This is a genomic window from Bradyrhizobium sp. URHD0069 (assembly GCF_000701345.1).
GTDB lineage: Bacteria > Pseudomonadota > Alphaproteobacteria > Rhizobiales > Xanthobacteraceae > Bradyrhizobium.
Genome location: NZ_JNIJ01000013.1, coordinates 40774 through 58764 on the forward strand (window position 1 = coordinate 40774; position 17991 = coordinate 58764).

The 17991-nt window shown below is 62.9% G+C and carries 11 protein-coding genes; 6 read left to right on the forward strand and 5 right to left on the reverse strand.

The window, feature by feature from the left end; all coding sequences use genetic code 11:
- Positions 1-101 precede the first annotated feature (101 nt).
- The 3 genes from glmU to N554_RS0107855 all read left to right on the forward strand — a co-directional run bounded on the left by glmU (position 102) and on the right by N554_RS0107855 (position 4294).
- Positions 102-1460 (forward strand): bifunctional UDP-N-acetylglucosamine diphosphorylase/glucosamine-1-phosphate N-acetyltransferase GlmU, encoded by a 1359-nt coding sequence (gene glmU / locus N554_RS0107845; RefSeq protein ID WP_029582964.1) that lies wholly within the window; start codon positions 102-104, stop codon positions 1458-1460.
- A gap of 138 nt (positions 1461-1598) precedes the next feature.
- Positions 1599-3425: a glutamine--fructose-6-phosphate transaminase (isomerizing) gene (glmS, locus tag N554_RS0107850; protein WP_029582965.1), complete on the forward strand. Its 1827-nt coding sequence runs from the start codon at positions 1599-1601 to the stop codon at positions 3423-3425.
- Positions 3426-3520: 95 nt separating this feature from the next.
- Positions 3521-4294, forward strand: coding sequence for a DUF502 domain-containing protein (locus tag N554_RS0107855; protein WP_029582966.1), 774 nt, complete (start codon positions 3521-3523; stop codon positions 4292-4294).
- A gap of 133 nt (positions 4295-4427) precedes the next feature.
- Here N554_RS0107855 and N554_RS0107860 read toward each other — a convergent pair whose 3' ends face one another.
- A complete protein-coding gene (locus N554_RS0107860) occupies positions 4428-4715 on the reverse strand; it encodes a GIY-YIG nuclease family protein (protein WP_029582967.1) in 288 nt (95 codons plus the stop codon).
- Between the two features lie 126 nt (positions 4716-4841).
- Positions 4842-6941: an ATP-dependent DNA helicase RecG gene (gene recG, locus N554_RS0107865; protein ID WP_029582968.1), complete on the reverse strand. Its 2100-nt coding sequence runs from the start codon at positions 6939-6941 to the stop codon at positions 4842-4844.
- A 1450-nt stretch (positions 6942-8391) separates the two neighbouring features.
- Here recG and N554_RS0107870 point away from each other — a divergent pair.
- Both N554_RS0107870 and mfd read left to right on the forward strand, forming a co-directional pair.
- Positions 8392-8679: an FAD assembly factor SdhE gene (locus N554_RS0107870; RefSeq protein WP_029582969.1), complete on the forward strand. Its 288-nt coding sequence runs from the start codon at positions 8392-8394 to the stop codon at positions 8677-8679.
- Positions 8676-12194, forward strand: coding sequence for a transcription-repair coupling factor (gene mfd / locus N554_RS0107875; protein WP_029582970.1), 3519 nt, complete (start codon positions 8676-8678; stop codon positions 12192-12194). The genes N554_RS0107870 and mfd overlap by 4 nt, the downstream gene beginning before the upstream one ends.
- Positions 12195-12211: 17 nt before the next feature.
- Here mfd and N554_RS0107880 read toward each other — a convergent pair whose 3' ends face one another.
- The 3 genes from N554_RS0107880 to N554_RS0107890 all read right to left on the reverse strand — a co-directional run bounded on the left by N554_RS0107880 (position 12212) and on the right by N554_RS0107890 (position 16816).
- A complete protein-coding gene (locus tag N554_RS0107880; RefSeq protein ID WP_029582971.1) occupies positions 12212-13444 on the reverse strand; it encodes a hypothetical protein in 1233 nt (410 codons plus the stop codon).
- Positions 13445-13536: 92 nt separating this feature from the next.
- Positions 13537-15039 carry a class I adenylate-forming enzyme family protein gene (locus N554_RS0107885; RefSeq protein WP_029582972.1) on the reverse strand — a complete coding sequence of 501 codons (1503 nt, stop codon included), beginning with the start codon at positions 15037-15039 and terminating at the stop codon, positions 13537-13539.
- Between the two features lie 4 nt (positions 15040-15043).
- Positions 15044-16816, reverse strand: a complete 1773-nt coding sequence (locus N554_RS0107890; protein ID WP_051677379.1) for an extracellular solute-binding protein — start codon at positions 16814-16816, stop codon at positions 15044-15046.
- Between the two features lie 318 nt (positions 16817-17134).
- On the opposite strand from N554_RS0107890, the gene N554_RS0107895 reads away from it, so the two are divergent.
- A complete protein-coding gene (locus tag N554_RS0107895; protein ID WP_029582974.1) occupies positions 17135-17959 on the forward strand; it encodes an invasion associated locus B family protein in 825 nt (274 codons plus the stop codon).
- Positions 17960-17991 lie beyond the last annotated feature (32 nt).

The window sequence follows — 17991 nt, forward strand, 5'->3', positions numbered from 1 at the left end:
GATCCCGGCCGCCGGCGCGGTGCGAATCGCCCTTTCCATGGGGGATAAAAACGCTTTATGAGGGCGGCGGCGCACTATCAGCCGCAAATATAAGGATTCGGATGACCGCTCGATCCAGCCTGACCGTGGTGCTCGCGGCCGGCGAGGGCACGCGCATGCGGTCCTCGATGCCGAAGGTGCTGCATCCTGTCGCCGGCCAATCGCTGCTGGCGCATGTGCTGGCAGCCGCCCCCAAGGGAGCCGACGCGGCGCTTGCGGTGGTCATCGGGCCCGACCACAAGCCTGTGGCGGATGAGGTCAAGCGTGCGCGTCCGGACGCCGTGACGTTCATTCAGCACGAGCGTCTCGGCACCGGGCACGCCGTACTCGCGGCCCGCGATGCCATCGCGCGGGGCGCGGACGATCTGCTTGTGGTGTTTGGTGATACGCCGCTGATTTCGGCGGCGACATTTGCGCGTTTGCGGGCGCCTTTGAAAAATGGTGCCGCCCTAACCGTGCTCGGCTTTCGCGCCGCCGATCCCACCGGATACGGCCGGCTGCTGGTCGAGGGCGATCGATTGGCGGCGATCCGCGAAGAGGCCGATGCGACGCCTGCGGAACGCGCCATCAAGCTCAGCAACGCCGGCGTGATGGCGTTCGATGGCCGCAGAGCGCTGGAAATCATCGACAAAATCGGTAATGCCACCAGCAAAGGCGAGTATTATCTCACCGACGCGGTTGCTGTGGTTCGAGAGTTGGGACTGGAGGCCGTCGTGATCGAAACCAGCGAGGATGAAGTGCGCGGCATCAATACCAAGGCCCAGCTCGCCGAGGCCGAGCAAGTCATGCAGGCGCGGTTACGCCAGGCGGCGCTCGACGCCGGCGTGACGATGATCGCGCCCGAGACGGTCTACTTGGCCGCCGATACGACGTTCGGCAGCGACGTGACGATCGAACCGTTTGTGGTGATCGGTCCCGGCGTCTCGATCGGCGACGGCGCGGTGATCCATTCGTTTTCCCACATCGTGCAGTCCTCGATCGGCAAGAAGGCGTTGGTCGGCCCCTATGCGCGCTTAAGGCCGGGGACCTCGCTCGGCGAGGGCGTGAAGATCGGCAATTTCGTCGAGACCAAGGCCGCGACGCTGGAAGCCGGCGCCAAGGTCAATCATCTCTCTTACGTCGGTGACGCGCATGTCGGCGCGAAGGCCAACATCGGCGCCGGCGCCATCACCTGCAACTATGACGGCATCGGCAAGCACAAGACCGAGATCGGCTCCGGCGCCTTCGTCGGCTCGAATTCGTCGCTGGTGGCGCCGGTGAAAATCGGTAGCGGCGCCTATATTGGTTCGGGCTCGGTGATCACGCGCGACGTGCCTGACGACGCGCTAGCGGTGGAGCGCGGTCAGCAGACCAACCGCGAGGGCGGGGCCAAGCGATACCGCGAGATGAAAACGCAGGACAAGACGTCGAAGGGCGGATAAAGACCGAGGTTGTTGAGCTTTTGGCTTAATCCTGTTTCAATTCGCAATAATTATTGAGTATCTGGGCGTTCGCGATTCTCGTTAAGAGGAAATGCGCGATTTCGGCGATTTTTCGTCAATTTGGGGATATTGATCCGCATGTGCGGCATTGTCGGCATTCTCGGGCGGGCTCCAGTCGCAGAGCAATTGGTGGACTCACTCAAGCGCCTTGAGTATCGCGGTTACGATTCCGCAGGGGTCGCCACGCTCGAAGGCGGTCGTCTCCAGCGCCGCCGCGCCGAAGGCAAACTGAAAAATCTGGAAGCGCGGCTGAAGGCAGAACCGCTTGCCGGTCATAGCGGCATCGGGCACACGCGCTGGGCCACCCACGGCAAGCCGACCGAGAGCAACGCGCATCCGCACGCGACCGATAACGTTGCGGTCGTTCACAACGGCATCATCGAGAATTTTCGCGAGCTGCGGCTTGAGCTGGAAGGTGAGGGGGCGAAATTCTCCAGCGAGACAGACACCGAGGTCGTGGCGCATCTGGTCAATTCCTATCTGCTGAAGGGCGCTTCGCCCCAGGATGCGGTGAAGGCATCGCTGCCGCGGTTGCGCGGCGCATTCGCGCTGGCGTTCCTGTTCAGGGGCCATGGGGATTTGATGATCGGCGCGCGCAAGGGCTCGCCGCTGGCGATCGGCCACGGGCGCGGCGAAATGTATCTGGGCTCGGACGCGATCGCACTCGCGCCTTTTACCGACACAATCAGCTATCTCGAGGACGGCGACTGGGTGGTTTTGACCCGCGAAGTCGGCGTGATCTACGACATGCATGGCGCGGTGGCGAATCGCGAGGTGCTGAAATCCGGCGCGTCGTCGTTTATGGTCGATAAGGCGAATTACCGCCACTTCATGGCCAAGGAAATTCACGAGCAGCCGGAAGTAGTCGGTCACACGCTGGCGCGCTACGTCGATATGGCGACCGAGCGCGTGGCGCTGCCGCAAAAACTGCCGTTCGACTTCAAGGATATCCAGCGGATTTCGATCACGGCATGTGGCACCGCAAGCTATGCGGGCTATATCGCGAAGTATTGGTTCGAGCGCTTGGGCCGCGTACCAGTCGAACTCGATGTCGCCTCGGAATTCCGTTATCGCGAAGCGCCGTTGCGCAAGGGCGATCTTGCGATCTTCATTTCGCAATCCGGCGAGACCGCCGACACGCTTGCCGCGTTGCGTTACGCGAAAGCGCAGGGGCTGCACACGCTATCTGTGGTGAACGTTGCGACATCGACGATTGCCCGCGAAAGCGAGACCGTGCTGCAGACGCTGGCCGGTCCGGAAATCGGCGTCGCTTCGACCAAGGCGTTCACCTGCCAGCTGATGGTGCTGGCCGCGATTGCTATAGCCGCAGGCAAGGCGCGCGGCGAATTGTCCGATGCCGATGAAGCCAAGCTCGTGCATGGCCTCATCGAAATACCGCGTTTGATGGCGGCGGCGCTCGCGATCGAGCCGCAGATCGAGAGGCTGGCACGCGACATCGCCAAATCCAAGGACGTGCTCTATCTCGGCCGCGGCACCAGCTACCCGCTCGCTTTGGAAGGCGCGCTGAAGCTGAAGGAAATCTCCTACATCCACGCCGAAGGCTATGCGGCCGGCGAACTTAAGCACGGGCCGATCGCGCTGATCGACGAGAACATGCCGGTCGTGGTGATCGCGCCGTTCGACCGGGTGTTCGAAAAAACCGTCTCCAACATGCAGGAAGTGGCGGCCCGTGGCGGCGGCATCATTCTGATGACGGATGCGAAGGGTGCCGCGGCAGCGACCATCGAATCGCTGGTCACGATCGTGCTGCCCGACATGGCCGCGACGTTCACGCCTATGGTCTATGCCGTTCCCGTGCAGCTCTTGGCTTATCATACCGCCGTGATCATGGGCACCGACGTCGACCAGCCGAGAAATTTAGCGAAATCCGTAACGGTAGAATAAGGCGTGCTCCCGTCTATGTCGCAGGTCTTCAAATATCTGCTAAAAGAACTTAGCTGACATCTTATGATGGCCGCTCCGACCGACCTGGAACCCCAATGAACCGCGACGATCTGCCTACGTCCGTGCCCCCGGCCGGAGTCCCGCCGGACGCCCATAGCGGCCTCATGGCCCGTTTCCGAAACTACTTTCTGACCGGTTTGGTGGTCGCCGGCCCGATCGCCATCACCTTTTATCTGACTTGGTGGTTCGTGAACTGGGTCGACAGCCTGGTTCGGCCATTCGTTCCCACGGCCTATCGGCCGGAGACATATCTGCCGTTCGGGCTGCCGGGCTCCGGGCTCATCGTCGCCGTCTTCGCGCTGACGCTGCTGGGCTTCCTCACCGCAAACCTGATCGGGCGGACGCTCGTTGACCTCGGCGAGAGACTGCTCGGGCGTATGCCGGTGGTGCGCGCGATCTATCGCGGTCTGAAGCAGGTGTTCGAGACGTTGTTCTCGGGGCAGGGATCGAGCTTTCGCCGGGTCGGTCTGGTCGAATTTCCTTCGCCAGGAATGTGGTCGATCGTTCTGATCTCGCAGGCTCCGAGCGTCGAGGTCGAAAAAAGTCTTCCGGGCAAGGAAGAGCACATTTCGGTGTTCCTGCCGTGCGCGCCGAACCCCACCACGGGTTTCTTTTTTTACGTGCCCAAGAGCAAGATCATCGAAGTCGATATGAGCGCTGAAGACGCCGCCACCCTGATCATGTCGTGCGGCGTAGTGCAGCCCGGCTCAGACCCGCAGAAGAAAATTGCGGCATTGGCCGGAATGGCGAACGCCGCGCGGGTCGCGACTTCAGCCAAGCTGCCGCCGGAACCGGCGAAGGTGGAATGATCGACATCGTCATTCCGGCCCCTCCGTCATTGCGAGAAACGAAGCGACGAAGCAATCCATCTTTATCTTTTTGCTTAGGCAAAATGGATTGCTTCGCTTCGCTCGCAATGACGGGGAGGGGCTATGGTTGACCTCATATCAGCGACTCATACAGGTCCTTCCAATCGGGATTTAGTGCGTCAATCAAAGCTAGTTTCTTCGCACGGCTACCGGCCTTGATTTGCTTTTCCCGAGTGATCGCCTCGATCATGCTCTCGTGCAGTTCGTACCAGACCAAAATCTTACAGCCATATTTTTTCGAGAAGCCCTCAAGCAATCCCTCGCGGTGTTCGAAGGCGCGCCGTGGCAAGTTAGCCGTGACGCCCGTATAGACAGTTCCGTGACGCTGGCTTGTCATGATATAGACGCAGGGTTGTTTCATCTACTTTGTCCCGGCTGACCGCTTACGCCGTCATTGCGAGGAGCGAAGCGACGAAGCAATCCATCTTTATCTTTTTGCTTAGGCAAAATGGATTGCTTCGCTTCGCTCGCAATGACGGGGAGGGCTCTACCCGGCGCCGATCAGCGGCAGGGCTTCATCGCGCTCGAACAGATAGAGCAGGCAGCGCAGCGCTTCGCCGCGCTCGCCGGCTAGCTTGGGGTTGTCCTTCATGATGCGCAGCGCTTCGTCGCGTGCTTGCGCGATAAGCTGGGCGTGCACGTCGGAGCGCGCTATGCGGTAACCGGGCAGACCGCTCTGCCTGACGCCGAGCACGTCACCTTCGCCGCGCAGCTTCAGATCTTCCTCGGCGATCCGAAACCCGTCGGTGGTCTCCCGGATCACCTTGAGCCGTGCCATGGACATTTCGTTCAGCGGCTCCTTGTAAAGCAGCAGGCAGGTCGATGCTTCGGAGCCGCGGCCGATCCGGCCGCGCAACTGGTGCAGTTGCGCGAGCCCAAAGCGTTCGGCATTCTCGATCACCATGATGGTGGCGCCGGGAACATCGACGCCGACTTCGACCACGGTCGTTGCGACCAGAAGCCCGATCTCGCCCGCGGCGAACTGCGCCATCACGCGATCCTTGTCGGTGCCGCGCATCTTGCCGTGGACCAGGCCGACCTTGTCGCCGAAGCGCGCTTTCAGCCTCTCGAAGCGCGCTTCCGCGTCGGTGAGGTCGACGGTCTCGGATTCCTCGACCAGCGGGCAGATCCAGTAGACCAGTTTTCCGGCTGACAATGCGCGACCGACGGCCTCGATCACTTCGTTCAGGCGGCTATCGGGCACCGCGCGGGTATCGATCGGCTGGCGTCCTGCGGGCTTCTCGCGCAATTCCGAGACGTCCATGTCGCCGAAGTAAGTCAGCACCAGCGTGCGCGGGATCGGCGTCGCGCTCAGCACCAGCACATCGACGTTACCGCCCTTGGCGGTCAGCGCCAGGCGTTCGCGCACCCCGAAGCGGTGTTGTTCATCGACAACGGCGAGCGCCAATGCCTTGAATATCACATCGTCCTGGATCAGCGCGTGGGTGCCGATCAGGAAATCGATGTCGCCGGCTTCCAGCCGCGCCAGGATGTCGCGGCGCTCCTTGCCCTTTTCGCGTCCGGTGAGGATCGCGACCCGCAGGCCCGCACGTTCGGCGAGCGGCGTAATCGTCTTGATGTGCTGGCGCGCGAGGATTTCCGTCGGCGCCATCAATGCCGCCTGTTTGCCGACCTCGGTCACGGCGGCCGCTGCCAACAGCGCGACCACGGTTTTCCCTGATCCGACATCGCCCTGCAGCAGCCGCAACATGCGGACCGGCTGGCGCAGATCGTCGGCAATGGCCGCGGCAGCCTGCCGTTGTGACGACGTTAGCGCGTAGGGCAACGCGTCGATGATCTTGCTGCGCAGATGGCCGTCGCCGGCGTGGCGGTCGCCCGCAGGCCGCCGCAACTGCGCGCGCACCAGCGCCAGCGCCAATTGGCCGGCCAGCAGTTCGTCGAACGCAAGCCGCGACCAGAACGGTCCATCGGGCAAAATATCCGTGAGCTCGCTTGGCATGTGCACGCGGTTCAGCGCTTCCGCGATCGGCGGAAACTTGCAGCGGCGCAGCACCTCTGGACTGATCCATTCCGGTAGATCAGGCAGCTTTTGCAGCGCCTGCGCCATCGCGCGGCGCAGCGAGCCCAGCGCCAGTCCTTCCGTGAGGGGATAGACCGGATCGATACCGGACAGCTTTGCGAAACCGGCTTCATCCACGACGCGGTCGGGATGCACGATCTGCGGGGTGCCGTCGAACATCTGCAAGGTGCCGGAGACGAAACGCTTGGCGCCGACCGGCAGCAGCTTCTCGACATAGCCCGGTTGCGCCCGGAAATAGGTCAGCACCACGTCGCCGGTATCGTCGCTGGCATAGACCAGATGCGGCGCGCGCGGATTGCGCCCCGGCGTCGGGCGGTGCCGGTCGACGGTGACCTCCAGCGTCACCACGGTGCCCGGAACAGCATCGCGGATTTTCGGCCGGGCGCGGCGATCGATCACGCTTGCCGGCAGATGCAGCAGGAGATCGACGAGGCGCGGCGTCTCACCGCGGTCGAGCAGATAGCGGAACAGTCTGTCCTGTTTCGGCCCGACGCCAGCAAGGCTCGTGACCGGCGCAAACAGCGGATTGAGAAGAGCAGGGCGCATTGGAAAACCAAAAGATCGACTCGAGCGATGATGCGCCCCCACCGTATCAGGGCCGTCATAGCGCGGCCACGCCGGTGCCGACCGCCGATCTCGGGTGGAATTGGTCTAGGAGATAGCCGTGAAGGATACCCCGACGGACGCTACGACGCGAGCGGCACGCTGATGAGGATCACCGGGTAAGCGGCAAACAGTTGTTCGGATCCTGCTCAAGCCGCGCGAAATTGCCGCGAAACTGGTCGGTTCTCGCGAGAGGTCTGGGCAATCAACGCCGATATTGCACCGCTGAAGCTGCATGATCACTGTGTTGGCTTCGGAGAGCACCGCCATAGTGAACCTTCCGCCTTCGCTCTTCGAGCTACGGCGGACAGCTCGGCTGTTGCCCGACGGGCAAATCAGCAAGTTGGCTGTCCAGTCCCGTTTGCAAAAATATTCCTGTTCCCGCCGGACCCAAATCACTTCATAAGCTTCGCCGTCTCACCCCATGAGAGGGGCGTATCGCGATCGTCACGGACGCGGGGTGGGATGCGGTGGACGCGGCAGCGTCGGCGCGTGAGGCGAGCGCAGGGCGGGTTGAACCTCGTGAGCGATTGCGGCGCGCAGACGAACGGCGATTGCAGCGGACGGCAAAACCGTGTGGTCCTGGCACCCGTTGCTGGTGTCAAGTCGGCGGAGGTTTTGAGAGCCCAACCGGGTTCGGCAAAACCTTCAATCCGCCGATGACGGTGACAAGACGAATTCGTCGCCGGGGAGAGCACGATATAAGCCGTTAAAACCATTGCGTGCGGGAATGCCGGGTGTTCCGGTGACCTGCGGTGACTACCGTGTGCTTACTACCATTGCACACGGGCTGCGGGTGCAACGGGCACCCGGCATTCCCCACGCCCTCTGTTTCCTGGGCGAAAGATTCCAGCACGACTCGGGCGCATCGCGCCGCGAGACGTAAATTCGTGTCTGGACTGTTTGGAATTTGGATCGGTGGCGTGCATTGAGTAGCGCGTCACACGCCCAGCCGTCATCGCCGGCGAGAGAGCGTGTGAAGGATACTGACCTCATCCTGAGGAGCTTGCGAAGCAAGCGTCTCGAAGGATGGACGCAAACGCAGGGACTCGCAGCCATCCTTCGAGACGCGCGCAAGGGCGCGCTCCTCAGGATGAGGGATATGATCACAACTTCGAAAGCAGGCGATCCAGCAATCCGAAGCGCCAGCGATGGACCCGAGGAGCCGCGGCGTACTGGATACCCCACAGGAGCCTGTCATCGGGCTCGCCGAAGGCAATACCCGGTGGCTCGCAATGACGTTTTCCAAACGTCCGGCCACAAGGCTCTTTGGCCAGAGATAGGCTGGGTTGTGAATTTGCACAGCATACAGCTACTGACATCTGCTGATCCCAACGCTATATCAACCCCGCCCGGCACGTCCGGGCTTTTGGCGTTCGGATTGGAATCGGAAATGACAGGTTCGACACGATCGAGCGGCGGCCTCGACGACCGCCGCAAGCGGCTCTTGTTTCGCTGCTGGCATCGCGGCACCCGCGAGATGGATCTCATTCTCGGCCGCTTCGCGGATTCCGAGATTGCAAGCCTTACACCAGACGAACTTACGCAACTCGAGCACCTGATCGAGGTGCCGGATCCCGATCTCTATGCCGCGCTGACCGGCGAGGTGGCGCTGGCGCCGGAATATGCGAACGGCCTGTTCAATCGCATCAAATCGTTTCGCGTGGAAAACGACGCATGAAATCGCCGACACGATCGCCTGCTCAATTGCTGGCGCCTGGCCGCGCGCTGACCTTTGCCAACGTCGGCGAGGGCGCGGAAGGTCTGGTTGTCTCCGATCTGGCGCGGGCGGTGGCGGCGCAACCAAAACCGCCGGCGGTCAGCCTCGCTGTCATCTGCCGCGACGGCCCGCGGATGCAGCAATTGGCGCGGGCGCTGGAATTCTTCGCCCCCGATTTGCCGGTGATGCAGTTTCCGGCCTGGGATTGCCAGCCTTACGACCGGGTGTCGCCGCATGGCGGGATCCTCGCACAACGGCTGACCACGCTGGCGCGGCTGTCACGGCTGGAGGGCAGCGACAAGCCGCTCATCGTGCTGACCACGGTCAACGCCGTCGTGCAGCGCGTGCCGGCGCGCGACATCATTGCGGCGCAGGCGCTGTCCGTCGCGCCCGGCCATGTCGTGCCGATGGATTCGATCGTGTCGTGGCTGGAGCACAACGGCTACAACCGCGCTTCGACCGTGCGCGAACCCGGCGAATACGCGGTGCGCGGCGGCATCCTCGATCTGTTTCCGGCCGGGCTCGATCAGCCCGTACGATTCGATTTTTTCGGCGACGCGCTGGAATCGATCCGCTCCTTTGACGCGGAAACCCAGCGCACGCTGTTGGATATGCGCTCGCTCGATCTGGTTCCGATCTCGGAATTTCAGCTGGTGACCGAAACCATCCGCCGCTTTCGAATGGGCTATGTCGCAGCGTTCGGCGCACCTGAGCGCGACGATCCCTTGTACGAAGCGGTCAGCGAAGGCCGCCGCCATCCCGGCATGGAACATTGGCTGCCGCTGTTCCACGAGCGGATGGATACGCTTTTCGACTATCTTGGTGACGCGCCCGTCGCGATCGAGCCGCAAGGCGAGGACGCCGCGCGCGAACGCTTCAAGCAGATCGTTGACTATTACGAGGCACGGCGCGAGGCAATGGAGCACCCCGGGGGCGGCGCGGTCTACAAACCCTTGCCGCCAAACCGGCTTTATCTGACCGAGGACGAGTGGACCAAACGTCTGGAGCAAGCAGCCCTGGCGCGGCTCACCCCGTTCGCGGTGCCCGACGGCAGCGCCGACGTGGTCGATGCCGGTGCGCGGCAGGGGCGCAACTTCACGCCGGAGCGCGCCGACAGCGCGATCAACGTGTTCGAAGCGGTCGTCGCGCATGTGCAGGCGTTGCAGGTCCAGCGCAAGAAGGTGGTGATCGCGCTGTGGAGCGAGGGCTCGCGCGACCGCATGGGAAGCATGCTGCGGGATCACAAGCTGCTCAACCTGACCAACGTCAACACCTGGCGGACAGTGCAAGCCACGCCGCGCAACGAGGCCATGCTGGCGGTGGTCGGCATGGAATCGGGTTTTGAGACCGACAATGTCGCTGTTATCAGCGAACAGGACATTCTCGGCGACCGGCTGGTGCGGCCGCGCAAGGCCAGCCGCAAGCTCGACAATTTCATTTCCGAAGTCACGAGCCTCGCTAGCGGCGATCTCGTAGTTCATGTCGAGCACGGCATCGGCCGTTTTGTGGGGTTGCAGACGCTCGAGGTGGCGGGTGCGCCGCACGATTGCCTTGAGCTGCACTACGCCGCCGACACCAAGCTGTTCTTGCCGGTTGAGAATATCGAACTGCTGTCGCGCTATGGCTCCGACCAGGCCAATGTTGAACTGGACCGGCTCGGCGGCAGCGGCTGGCAGGCGCGCAAGGCCAAGCTCAAGAACCGCATCCGCGAGATTGCGGGCGAGCTGATCAAGCTCGCTGCCGAGCGGCATCTGCATGAAGCGCCGAAAATGCCGGTGCAGCCGCACGTCTATGACGAGTTCTGCGCGCGCTTTCCGTATGAGGAAACCGAAGACCAACTCGGGGCAATCAACGCGACCCTGAAAGACCTCGAACGCGGCCGTCCGATGGACCGGCTGATCTGCGGCGACGTCGGATTCGGCAAGACCGAGGTGGCGCTGCGCGCGGCGTTTGCAGTGGCCCTCGATGGCAAACAGGTCGCCGTTGTGGTGCCGACCACGCTGCTCGCACGCCAGCACAGTAGAACCTTCGCCGAGCGCTTTCGAGGCTTTCCGGTCAATGTCGCGCAGGCCTCGCGCCTGGTCGCGCCAAAAGAACTCACCCAGGTCAAGAAGAAAATCGCGGACGGCTCCACCGATATCGTGGTCGGCACCCACGCGCTGCTCGGCAAGTCTATCAAATTCAGGGATCTCGGTCTTCTGATCGTCGATGAGGAGCAGCATTTCGGCGTCAGCCATAAGGAGCGGTTGAAGCAGTTGCGCGCCGAAGTGCACGTGCTGACGCTAAGCGCGACGCCAATCCCGCGCACGCTGCAACTGGCGCTGACGGGGGTGCGGGACCTCTCCATCATCGCCTCGCCGCCGGTCGACCGGCTCGCGGTGCGCACCTTCGTGGCGCCGCACGATCCGCTGATGATCCGCGAGGCGCTGTTGCGCGAACGCTATCGCGGCGGACAGGCATTCTATGTCGTGCCGCGCATCGAAGACCTCGCAGGTGTGAAGGACTTCCTCGACAAGAATGTGCCGGAGATGAAGGTCGCGGTCGCGCATGGCCAAATGGCGCCGACCGTCATCGAGGACATCATGTCGGCGTTCTATGACGGCAAATACGATATCCTGCTGTCGACCACGATCATCGAGTCCGGCCTCGATATTCCTACCGCCAATACGCTGATCGTGCACCGTGCCGACATGTTCGGGCTGGCGCAGCTCTATCAGTTGCGCGGGCGGGTGGGGCGCTCGAAGCTGCGCGCCTATGCGCTGTTCACGCTGCCGGCACAGCAGAAGATCACAGCGCAAGCCGAGCGACGGCTGAAAGTGCTGCAATCTCTGGAGACGTTGGGTGCCGGATTCCAGCTGGCCTCGCACGATCTGGATATTCGCGGCGCCGGCAATTTGCTGGGCGAGGAACAATCGGGACACATCAAGGAAGTCGGCTTCGAGCTTTACCAATCGATGCTGGAAGAAGCGATCCTCAACCTCAAGGCCGGCGTGGTCGAGCCTGTGCCCGATCGCTGGTCGCCGCAGATCACCATCGGCATGCCGGTGTTGATTCCGGAGGACTACGTCGCTGATCTTTCGGTGCGGCTATCGCTGTACCGGCGGCTGGCCGATCTCGAAACCGACGAGGAGATCGACAGTTTCGCCGCCGAACTGCGCGACCGCTTCGGCGTGTTGCCGGATGAAGTGCGCTACCTGTTCAAGGTCGCCGCGATCAAGGCCTATTGCCGCCGCGCCAATGTCGAGAAGGTCGATGCCGGGCCCAAGGGCGCCGTGATCACCTTCCGCGACAACAAGTTCGCGCAGCCGGACCGGCTGGTGTATTTCATTCGCCAGCATGGCCAGGCGGCGAAGGTGCGGCCCGACATGAAGGTGGTGTTCTTTCAGGAATGGGAAACGCCGGAGGAACGCCTGATCGGCACTACCGAAATTTTGCGCCAGCTCGCCAATCTCGCCGAAGACCGAAAGGCGGCGTAGTGCGTGTGCCTGGCCGTTCACGAGGCGGCGCGACGCGCTTCGTCGTGAAGCCGCGCCAGCAGCGACTTCGCTGAGTCTGCCGGCAGCAGGGTGGCGAGCGTGACAACCGGCTCCGAGCGCGTGTCGCGTTTGCCGTTTGACGTCTGCCGCATCACGCTGGAAAGCCGCCGCGCGATCATATGAGCGGTGCGCAAATCGGTTTCGGCGAACACCACGATGACGGATCCGTCTTCCTGAGCGGCACCGAAATCCATTTGCCGCATCAAACGGCTGAGAATCCGCGCACCGTCGAGCTGCGCGCGTGGATGGGCTGGCTCGAAGGCAAAGCGAGCCAGCGACAACCCGCCGCCGCGCGATAGCGTTTGATAAACAGCCGTAGCGAAATCGCGATCGAAGGCGGCAGGCGTGAGCAAACCGGTCTTCGGGTCAAGCAGGCCGCCGGCATCGATCGACCGCAGCGTGCGGCTCAAATGGGCTTCGAACGCATGCTGACGGATCAGCGGCAACGCATTGGCGGCGACGCGTTCGGGGTCACCGGATATGACTTCCAGATTTGGCAGATCATAGGCCGGCACGACGCCATCCGAGGTCAACACCACGGGCAGGCTGCGAAAGCGCGCATCCTCAGTCAGCACGGTGAGGAAGGCGTCGACCACGCGCGGGCTGAAACCTTCGCTAAGCACAATGCCGTCGATGTCGCGGGTGTTGAGGTGCTTTGCCGCGGCTTCGATAGAGAGCGCCCCGACCACGCCCATCCGTTCGCCGAGCGACACCGAAAGCGAAGGATAGGCGGCGCCACGGCCGATCAGCAGCACCGTGGCATCTCGCGCAGGATCGGTATCCGCCAGGATCGTTCGCACCGCCGAGTCACCATCAAGCCGGCGCATCACGGTGGCATGCAATGCCCGGACACGCAGCGCGGCGCGCAGCCGTGCAATCAGGCGTTCGAAATTGCCTCCGCTTTGCGAGAAAGGAATGGCGTTCTCGGGCAACGATGTCTCGGGGTCGATGGCGATCAACGGCAGATATGGCTGCCGTCCCGCCATCTGTTTCGCGAGCGCATCGAAGCGATCTTCAGCGGCCTCCGCCATCGCGACGAGAACCGCGACCGGCTGCAGTTGCTCGACCGCGCGCGACGCGTCGGCCCAGGCGGCCTCGATCACCGGAAACAGCTTTGCCTCGTCGAGCGCGCTCGCGAAGGGCGGCCGCTCGGCGGTCGAAATGACAAGGATCGGGCCCTGCTGGGACATCAAAAGACTCGGATAACGCGATCAATGGAACCCGGAGGATGCTAATTTTTCCGCCTTAACGTCGCGTCAACGAAGCCGTCCGGATTTTCAAATCAGGTGGGGCGCGCCCGATCCCGAAACGCCTCCACCATCAGCGGGTTAAGCCCGAGTTCGGCTAGCGCCTCGCGAGCGCGGGCATTGTCCTGGGCGCGTCCGGCAAGGCGGTGACCGCTTACGCGGTCGGGCAACGCCGTCAGCAGCGCGCCCTGTCCGAGCCGCTTGGACCATTCCTGCAGATCCTGCGATAAGAACCGGTAACCGCCGACTGCCAAGATGCCCGAGGGCGGCGCGGTGATGCAGATCGCTCCGGTCGAAGGGTCGAGCCGCGCCGCGTAGTCGGTATCGACATAATCGCGCGACGGCGGCGCCACGAGAGAGTCGCCCGGCGGCGCCGCGGGTGCGTAAGCCGCAGGCGTTACCATCGGCCCACGCAGTGCCAGCGTTCCCTTCGGCGTCAGAACGATTTCGCCTGCGATCGATGAGCCCGGGACTTCGCGCGGCGCGCCATGCGGTCCCGGCAAGATCGGCGCCGGCGCGCCGTCTGCCGCGCGCCGGGCGCCGAACAGTCCGGCTTCACCGAACAGATAGACGTCCGTCAGCGTCGCCTGTTCTTTCGTCCAATTGGGACTTGACGCGACCTGTTCCGGCGCGCGCCATAAGCCGATCACATTACGCAACGTCGGCAGACGCGACGCCATGTCGATCTCAGCCAATCGCAGCGCCAGTTGCGCCGGAGCAACAAGCGTATCGCAGGAATACTGGTTGATGTCTTGCTCAAGCACCTCGCCATCGAATGGATGATGCAGCGCCAACGCTCCGCCCGATAACAACCAGACCACGAGCGAAGAGGTGAGGCCCGCGAACGATGACGGCGCGAATGCCGACATTACGGTCGATCCCTGCAACACATCGCTTTCGAGCGCCAATACCAGGCCACCGGCGATCAAACTCAGATGCGTACGCGGTACCGCGCGGAAGCCATCGACCGTGACATCGAATGAGATCATGGCCGCCTTGCGGCCGTCCTGGATTGCGGGGCCTATGGTCGCCGATTCACCCGAGAGGGCAAGGTCGAGCGATGCCATGCCTTCCGGCAGGTCATTGCCGAAGCCGCAGACGTGGCGGATCGAAAATGCTTCGGCCGCGGCGTTCATGGCGAGATCGGCATGGCTGACGCCGTCGATCTTGCTGGTGGTGACGATCGCTCGCGCCCCGGTGCGATTGAGCGCAACCGTCAGTTCCGCCTGCCGCCAGAGCAGCGGAAGCAACGCAACGATCAGGCCTGCGCGATGCGCGGCAAGCACCGTCAGCATGAACTCGACGGTGTTCGGCAGTTGAATCGCGACCACGGAATTGGCCGGCAAGCCGGCTTCGATGAAGTGCGCCGATAGCGCCGAGATCGCTCGATCGGCTTGTGCGAAGGTCAGGCGCTTTGGCGGTTGGCCCGTGACACGCTGCTTGTTGACGGGATCAAGCAGTGCCGGCGCATTCGGCCTGCGTGCCAGGATCCGTCGAAACAATCCGTCGAGCGTTGGTGAAGCGTTGTTCTGGATCACGGGATCACTTCGCTCGAGGTTCCGGCCGTTGCCACCAGGTTTCCGGGAGATATCCCGTCAAGGCCGTGGCCTTGGGCCATTTTATACGATTCCAGCGTGCAATCCATTGTTCTTGCACGTTATACAGCGGGATAGCGTAGAAGTTCGACATCAGCGTCCGGTCGAGCGCCCGCACCGCCGAGACGAAAGCGGGATGTTCCCGCGCCTCCAGCATGGCCGCGATCAACGCATCGATGGCGGGATCCTTGGCGCCCATGTAGTTTCGCGTGCCCTGATTGTCCGCGGCCTCGCTCCCCCAATAGAACGACTGCTCGTTACCCGGCGACAGCGACTGATCCCAGCGGTTCTGGATCATGTCGAACTCGAAACTGAGCCGGCGTTGATCGAATTGAACCGCGTCGACTGCGCGCACCGAGGCCTCGATGCCCGCGCGCTTCAGATCGCGCATATACGCCAGCGCGATGCGCTCCTGGTCGCGGGTCGTCACCAGGATCTCAAACGTCAGCGGCGCTTTGGTCGAACGCTGCCGCAACACAGTTCCGTCGAGATCGTATCCGGCCTGGGACAACAGCGTCAGCGCGCTGCGAAGCGTTGCGCGATCACGGCCAGAGCCGTCGGTAACGGGGAGGCGGTAGGTGCCGTCGAGAATGTCTGATGGTATGTGCGATGCGAACGGTTTCAGGAGCTCTCGCTCACGCTCGTCGGCGGGGCGGCCATAGGCCGATAATTCCGACCCCGCGAAGAAGCCTGCCGAGCGTCCATAGAGCCCGAAGAAGTAATTGCGGTTGATCCATTCGAAGTCGAACAGCAGCGTCAAAGCCCGGCGCACGCGTACATCGGAAAACATTGGACGCCGCGTGTTGAACACCAGGAATTCCGAGGGCTGCGGCATCCCGGTCTTGATCGTATCGCGGATCACCTCGCCACTGCGCGCTGCCGGGAAATCATATCCGTCGTGCCAGCGCAGCGGCTCGCTCTCGACGCGAAAGTCATAGAGGCCGCGCTTGAATGCTTCGAACTGGCCATTGGCCTCGCGATAGAAATCGAGCCTGATCTCGTCGAAGTTCCACAAGCCGCGATTAACCGGCAGGTCGCGGCCCCAATAGTCGGGATTGCGCGTCAGGGTCACGCTGGCGCTGGGCTTCACCGCGCTGACGCGATAGGGGCCGGAACCGATCGGCGCCGTCATCGTGGTCTCTTCGAAGGTCGCGACGTCGATGGCGTGCTTGGGCAATACCGGCATCAGGCCGAGGATCAGCGGCAGCTCGCGGTCATTGGCGTCGCCAAAATCGAACCGCACCGTGCGCGGGTCGGGGGCTTCGGCCTTTACGACTTTGGAATAATACTGGCGATGGTTGGGCCGCCCCTTGTCGCGCAGCAACGCCCACGAAAACAGGACGTCCTCGGCGAGCACCGCTTGCCCGTCGGAAAAGCGCGCGTTGGGATCGAGATGGAAGGTGACGTAACTCCTGGCGTCATCCGTCTCCACGCTCTTGGCCAATAGACCGTAAAGCGTGAAGGCCTCGTCATTGCCCCGCGCCATCAGACTCTCGACCACGAAGCCTCTGATTTGCTGCACGGCGAGGCCCCTGACGATCAGCGGGTTGAGGCTGTCGAAAGTGCCGAGCAGGCCCTGCACTAACCGGCCACCTTTCGGCGCATCGGGATTGGCATAGGGCATTTGGGTGAACCCGGGCGGCAGGGCCGGCACGCCATGCATGGCGATGGCGTGGCTCTCTTCCGCCGACACCTTGCGGGCGTCGATCGCCAACAGCACGGCGAAAGCAAGGGCGCCCGAGAGGAAAGCTCGAGCGGGCGTGCGCCTCGAAACCTGCGGCCCAGCACGCTGATTTGATTCGGTATTGCTCACTGTCGAGTTTTACCATAGCCGCAGCACACGGGCCTGTGGGATACGCCAAAGATGCTTGTCGGCATTGATCTTTTCGCGCGCCACTGTATGAAGGCGTGCAATTGACCAAGGCGCCAAGGCCTGTCACCTAACTGCCTCAATTGGCAAGGAGACAGCCGCCAAAACGGCTAAATGTCGGTGCCTGCAGCGGTTTCGGGCACTCCCGTTCAGAAAGGGTTTTCCGCAATGGATTTTCGTGTTTTGGCCGGATCGGTCGGGCCGTGTGGGCGTGTTTTCGCCTTGTTGGCCGCGACGGCATTGACCGCGGTGCTGCTCGCCCCCGGCGCGCAGGCTCAGCAGCCGACCCCGGCACCCGGTGCGCCCACGGCAGCGCCGAAGGCCAAGGCCCCCGCGCCGAAGGCTGCGCCGAAAGCTGCCCCTGCGCCCGCACCGTCCGCTCAGCAGGCTCCGCCGGCCAATGGAGCGCCTGCGGCGGGAGCTCAGCCGCAGGAACAGCAGGTTCAGCTGATCTATGCTCCCTGGACCAAATTCTGTCTCAAGGGCCAGGAAGCCAATGCCAAGCAGGTCTGCTTCACCGGTAAGGACGGACGCATCGAGTCCGGCCAGCCAGTGATCGCGGCCGTCATCATCGAGCCCGAAGGCGAGCCGAAGAAGATCCTGCGTGTCACGCTTCCGCTCGGCATGCAGCTGGGTCACGGCACCCGCGTCATCGTCGATAACAACCCGCCGGCGCAAAGCCCCTATGTGATCTGCTTCGCCAATGGCTGCATGTCGGACTACGACGTGACCCCGGAGCTGCTCGCGAATATGAAGAAGGGTCAGAATTTGGTGGTTCAGGCGATCAACTCCAACGGCGCGCCGCTCACGCTGCCGCTGCCACTCGCCGAATTCGCCAAAGCTTATGACGGGCCGCCGACCGACCCGAAGCAGTTCGAGGAAACCCAGAAGAAGCTGCAGGAAGAGTTGCAGAAGCGCGCTGAGGAAGCGCGCAAGAAGCTCGAGGCCAACCCGCCTCCCGGCACGCCTGCGGCCAATCCGGCTGCCAAGTAAGAGGACACTCGGCCATAAGGAAAAGGCGCTCG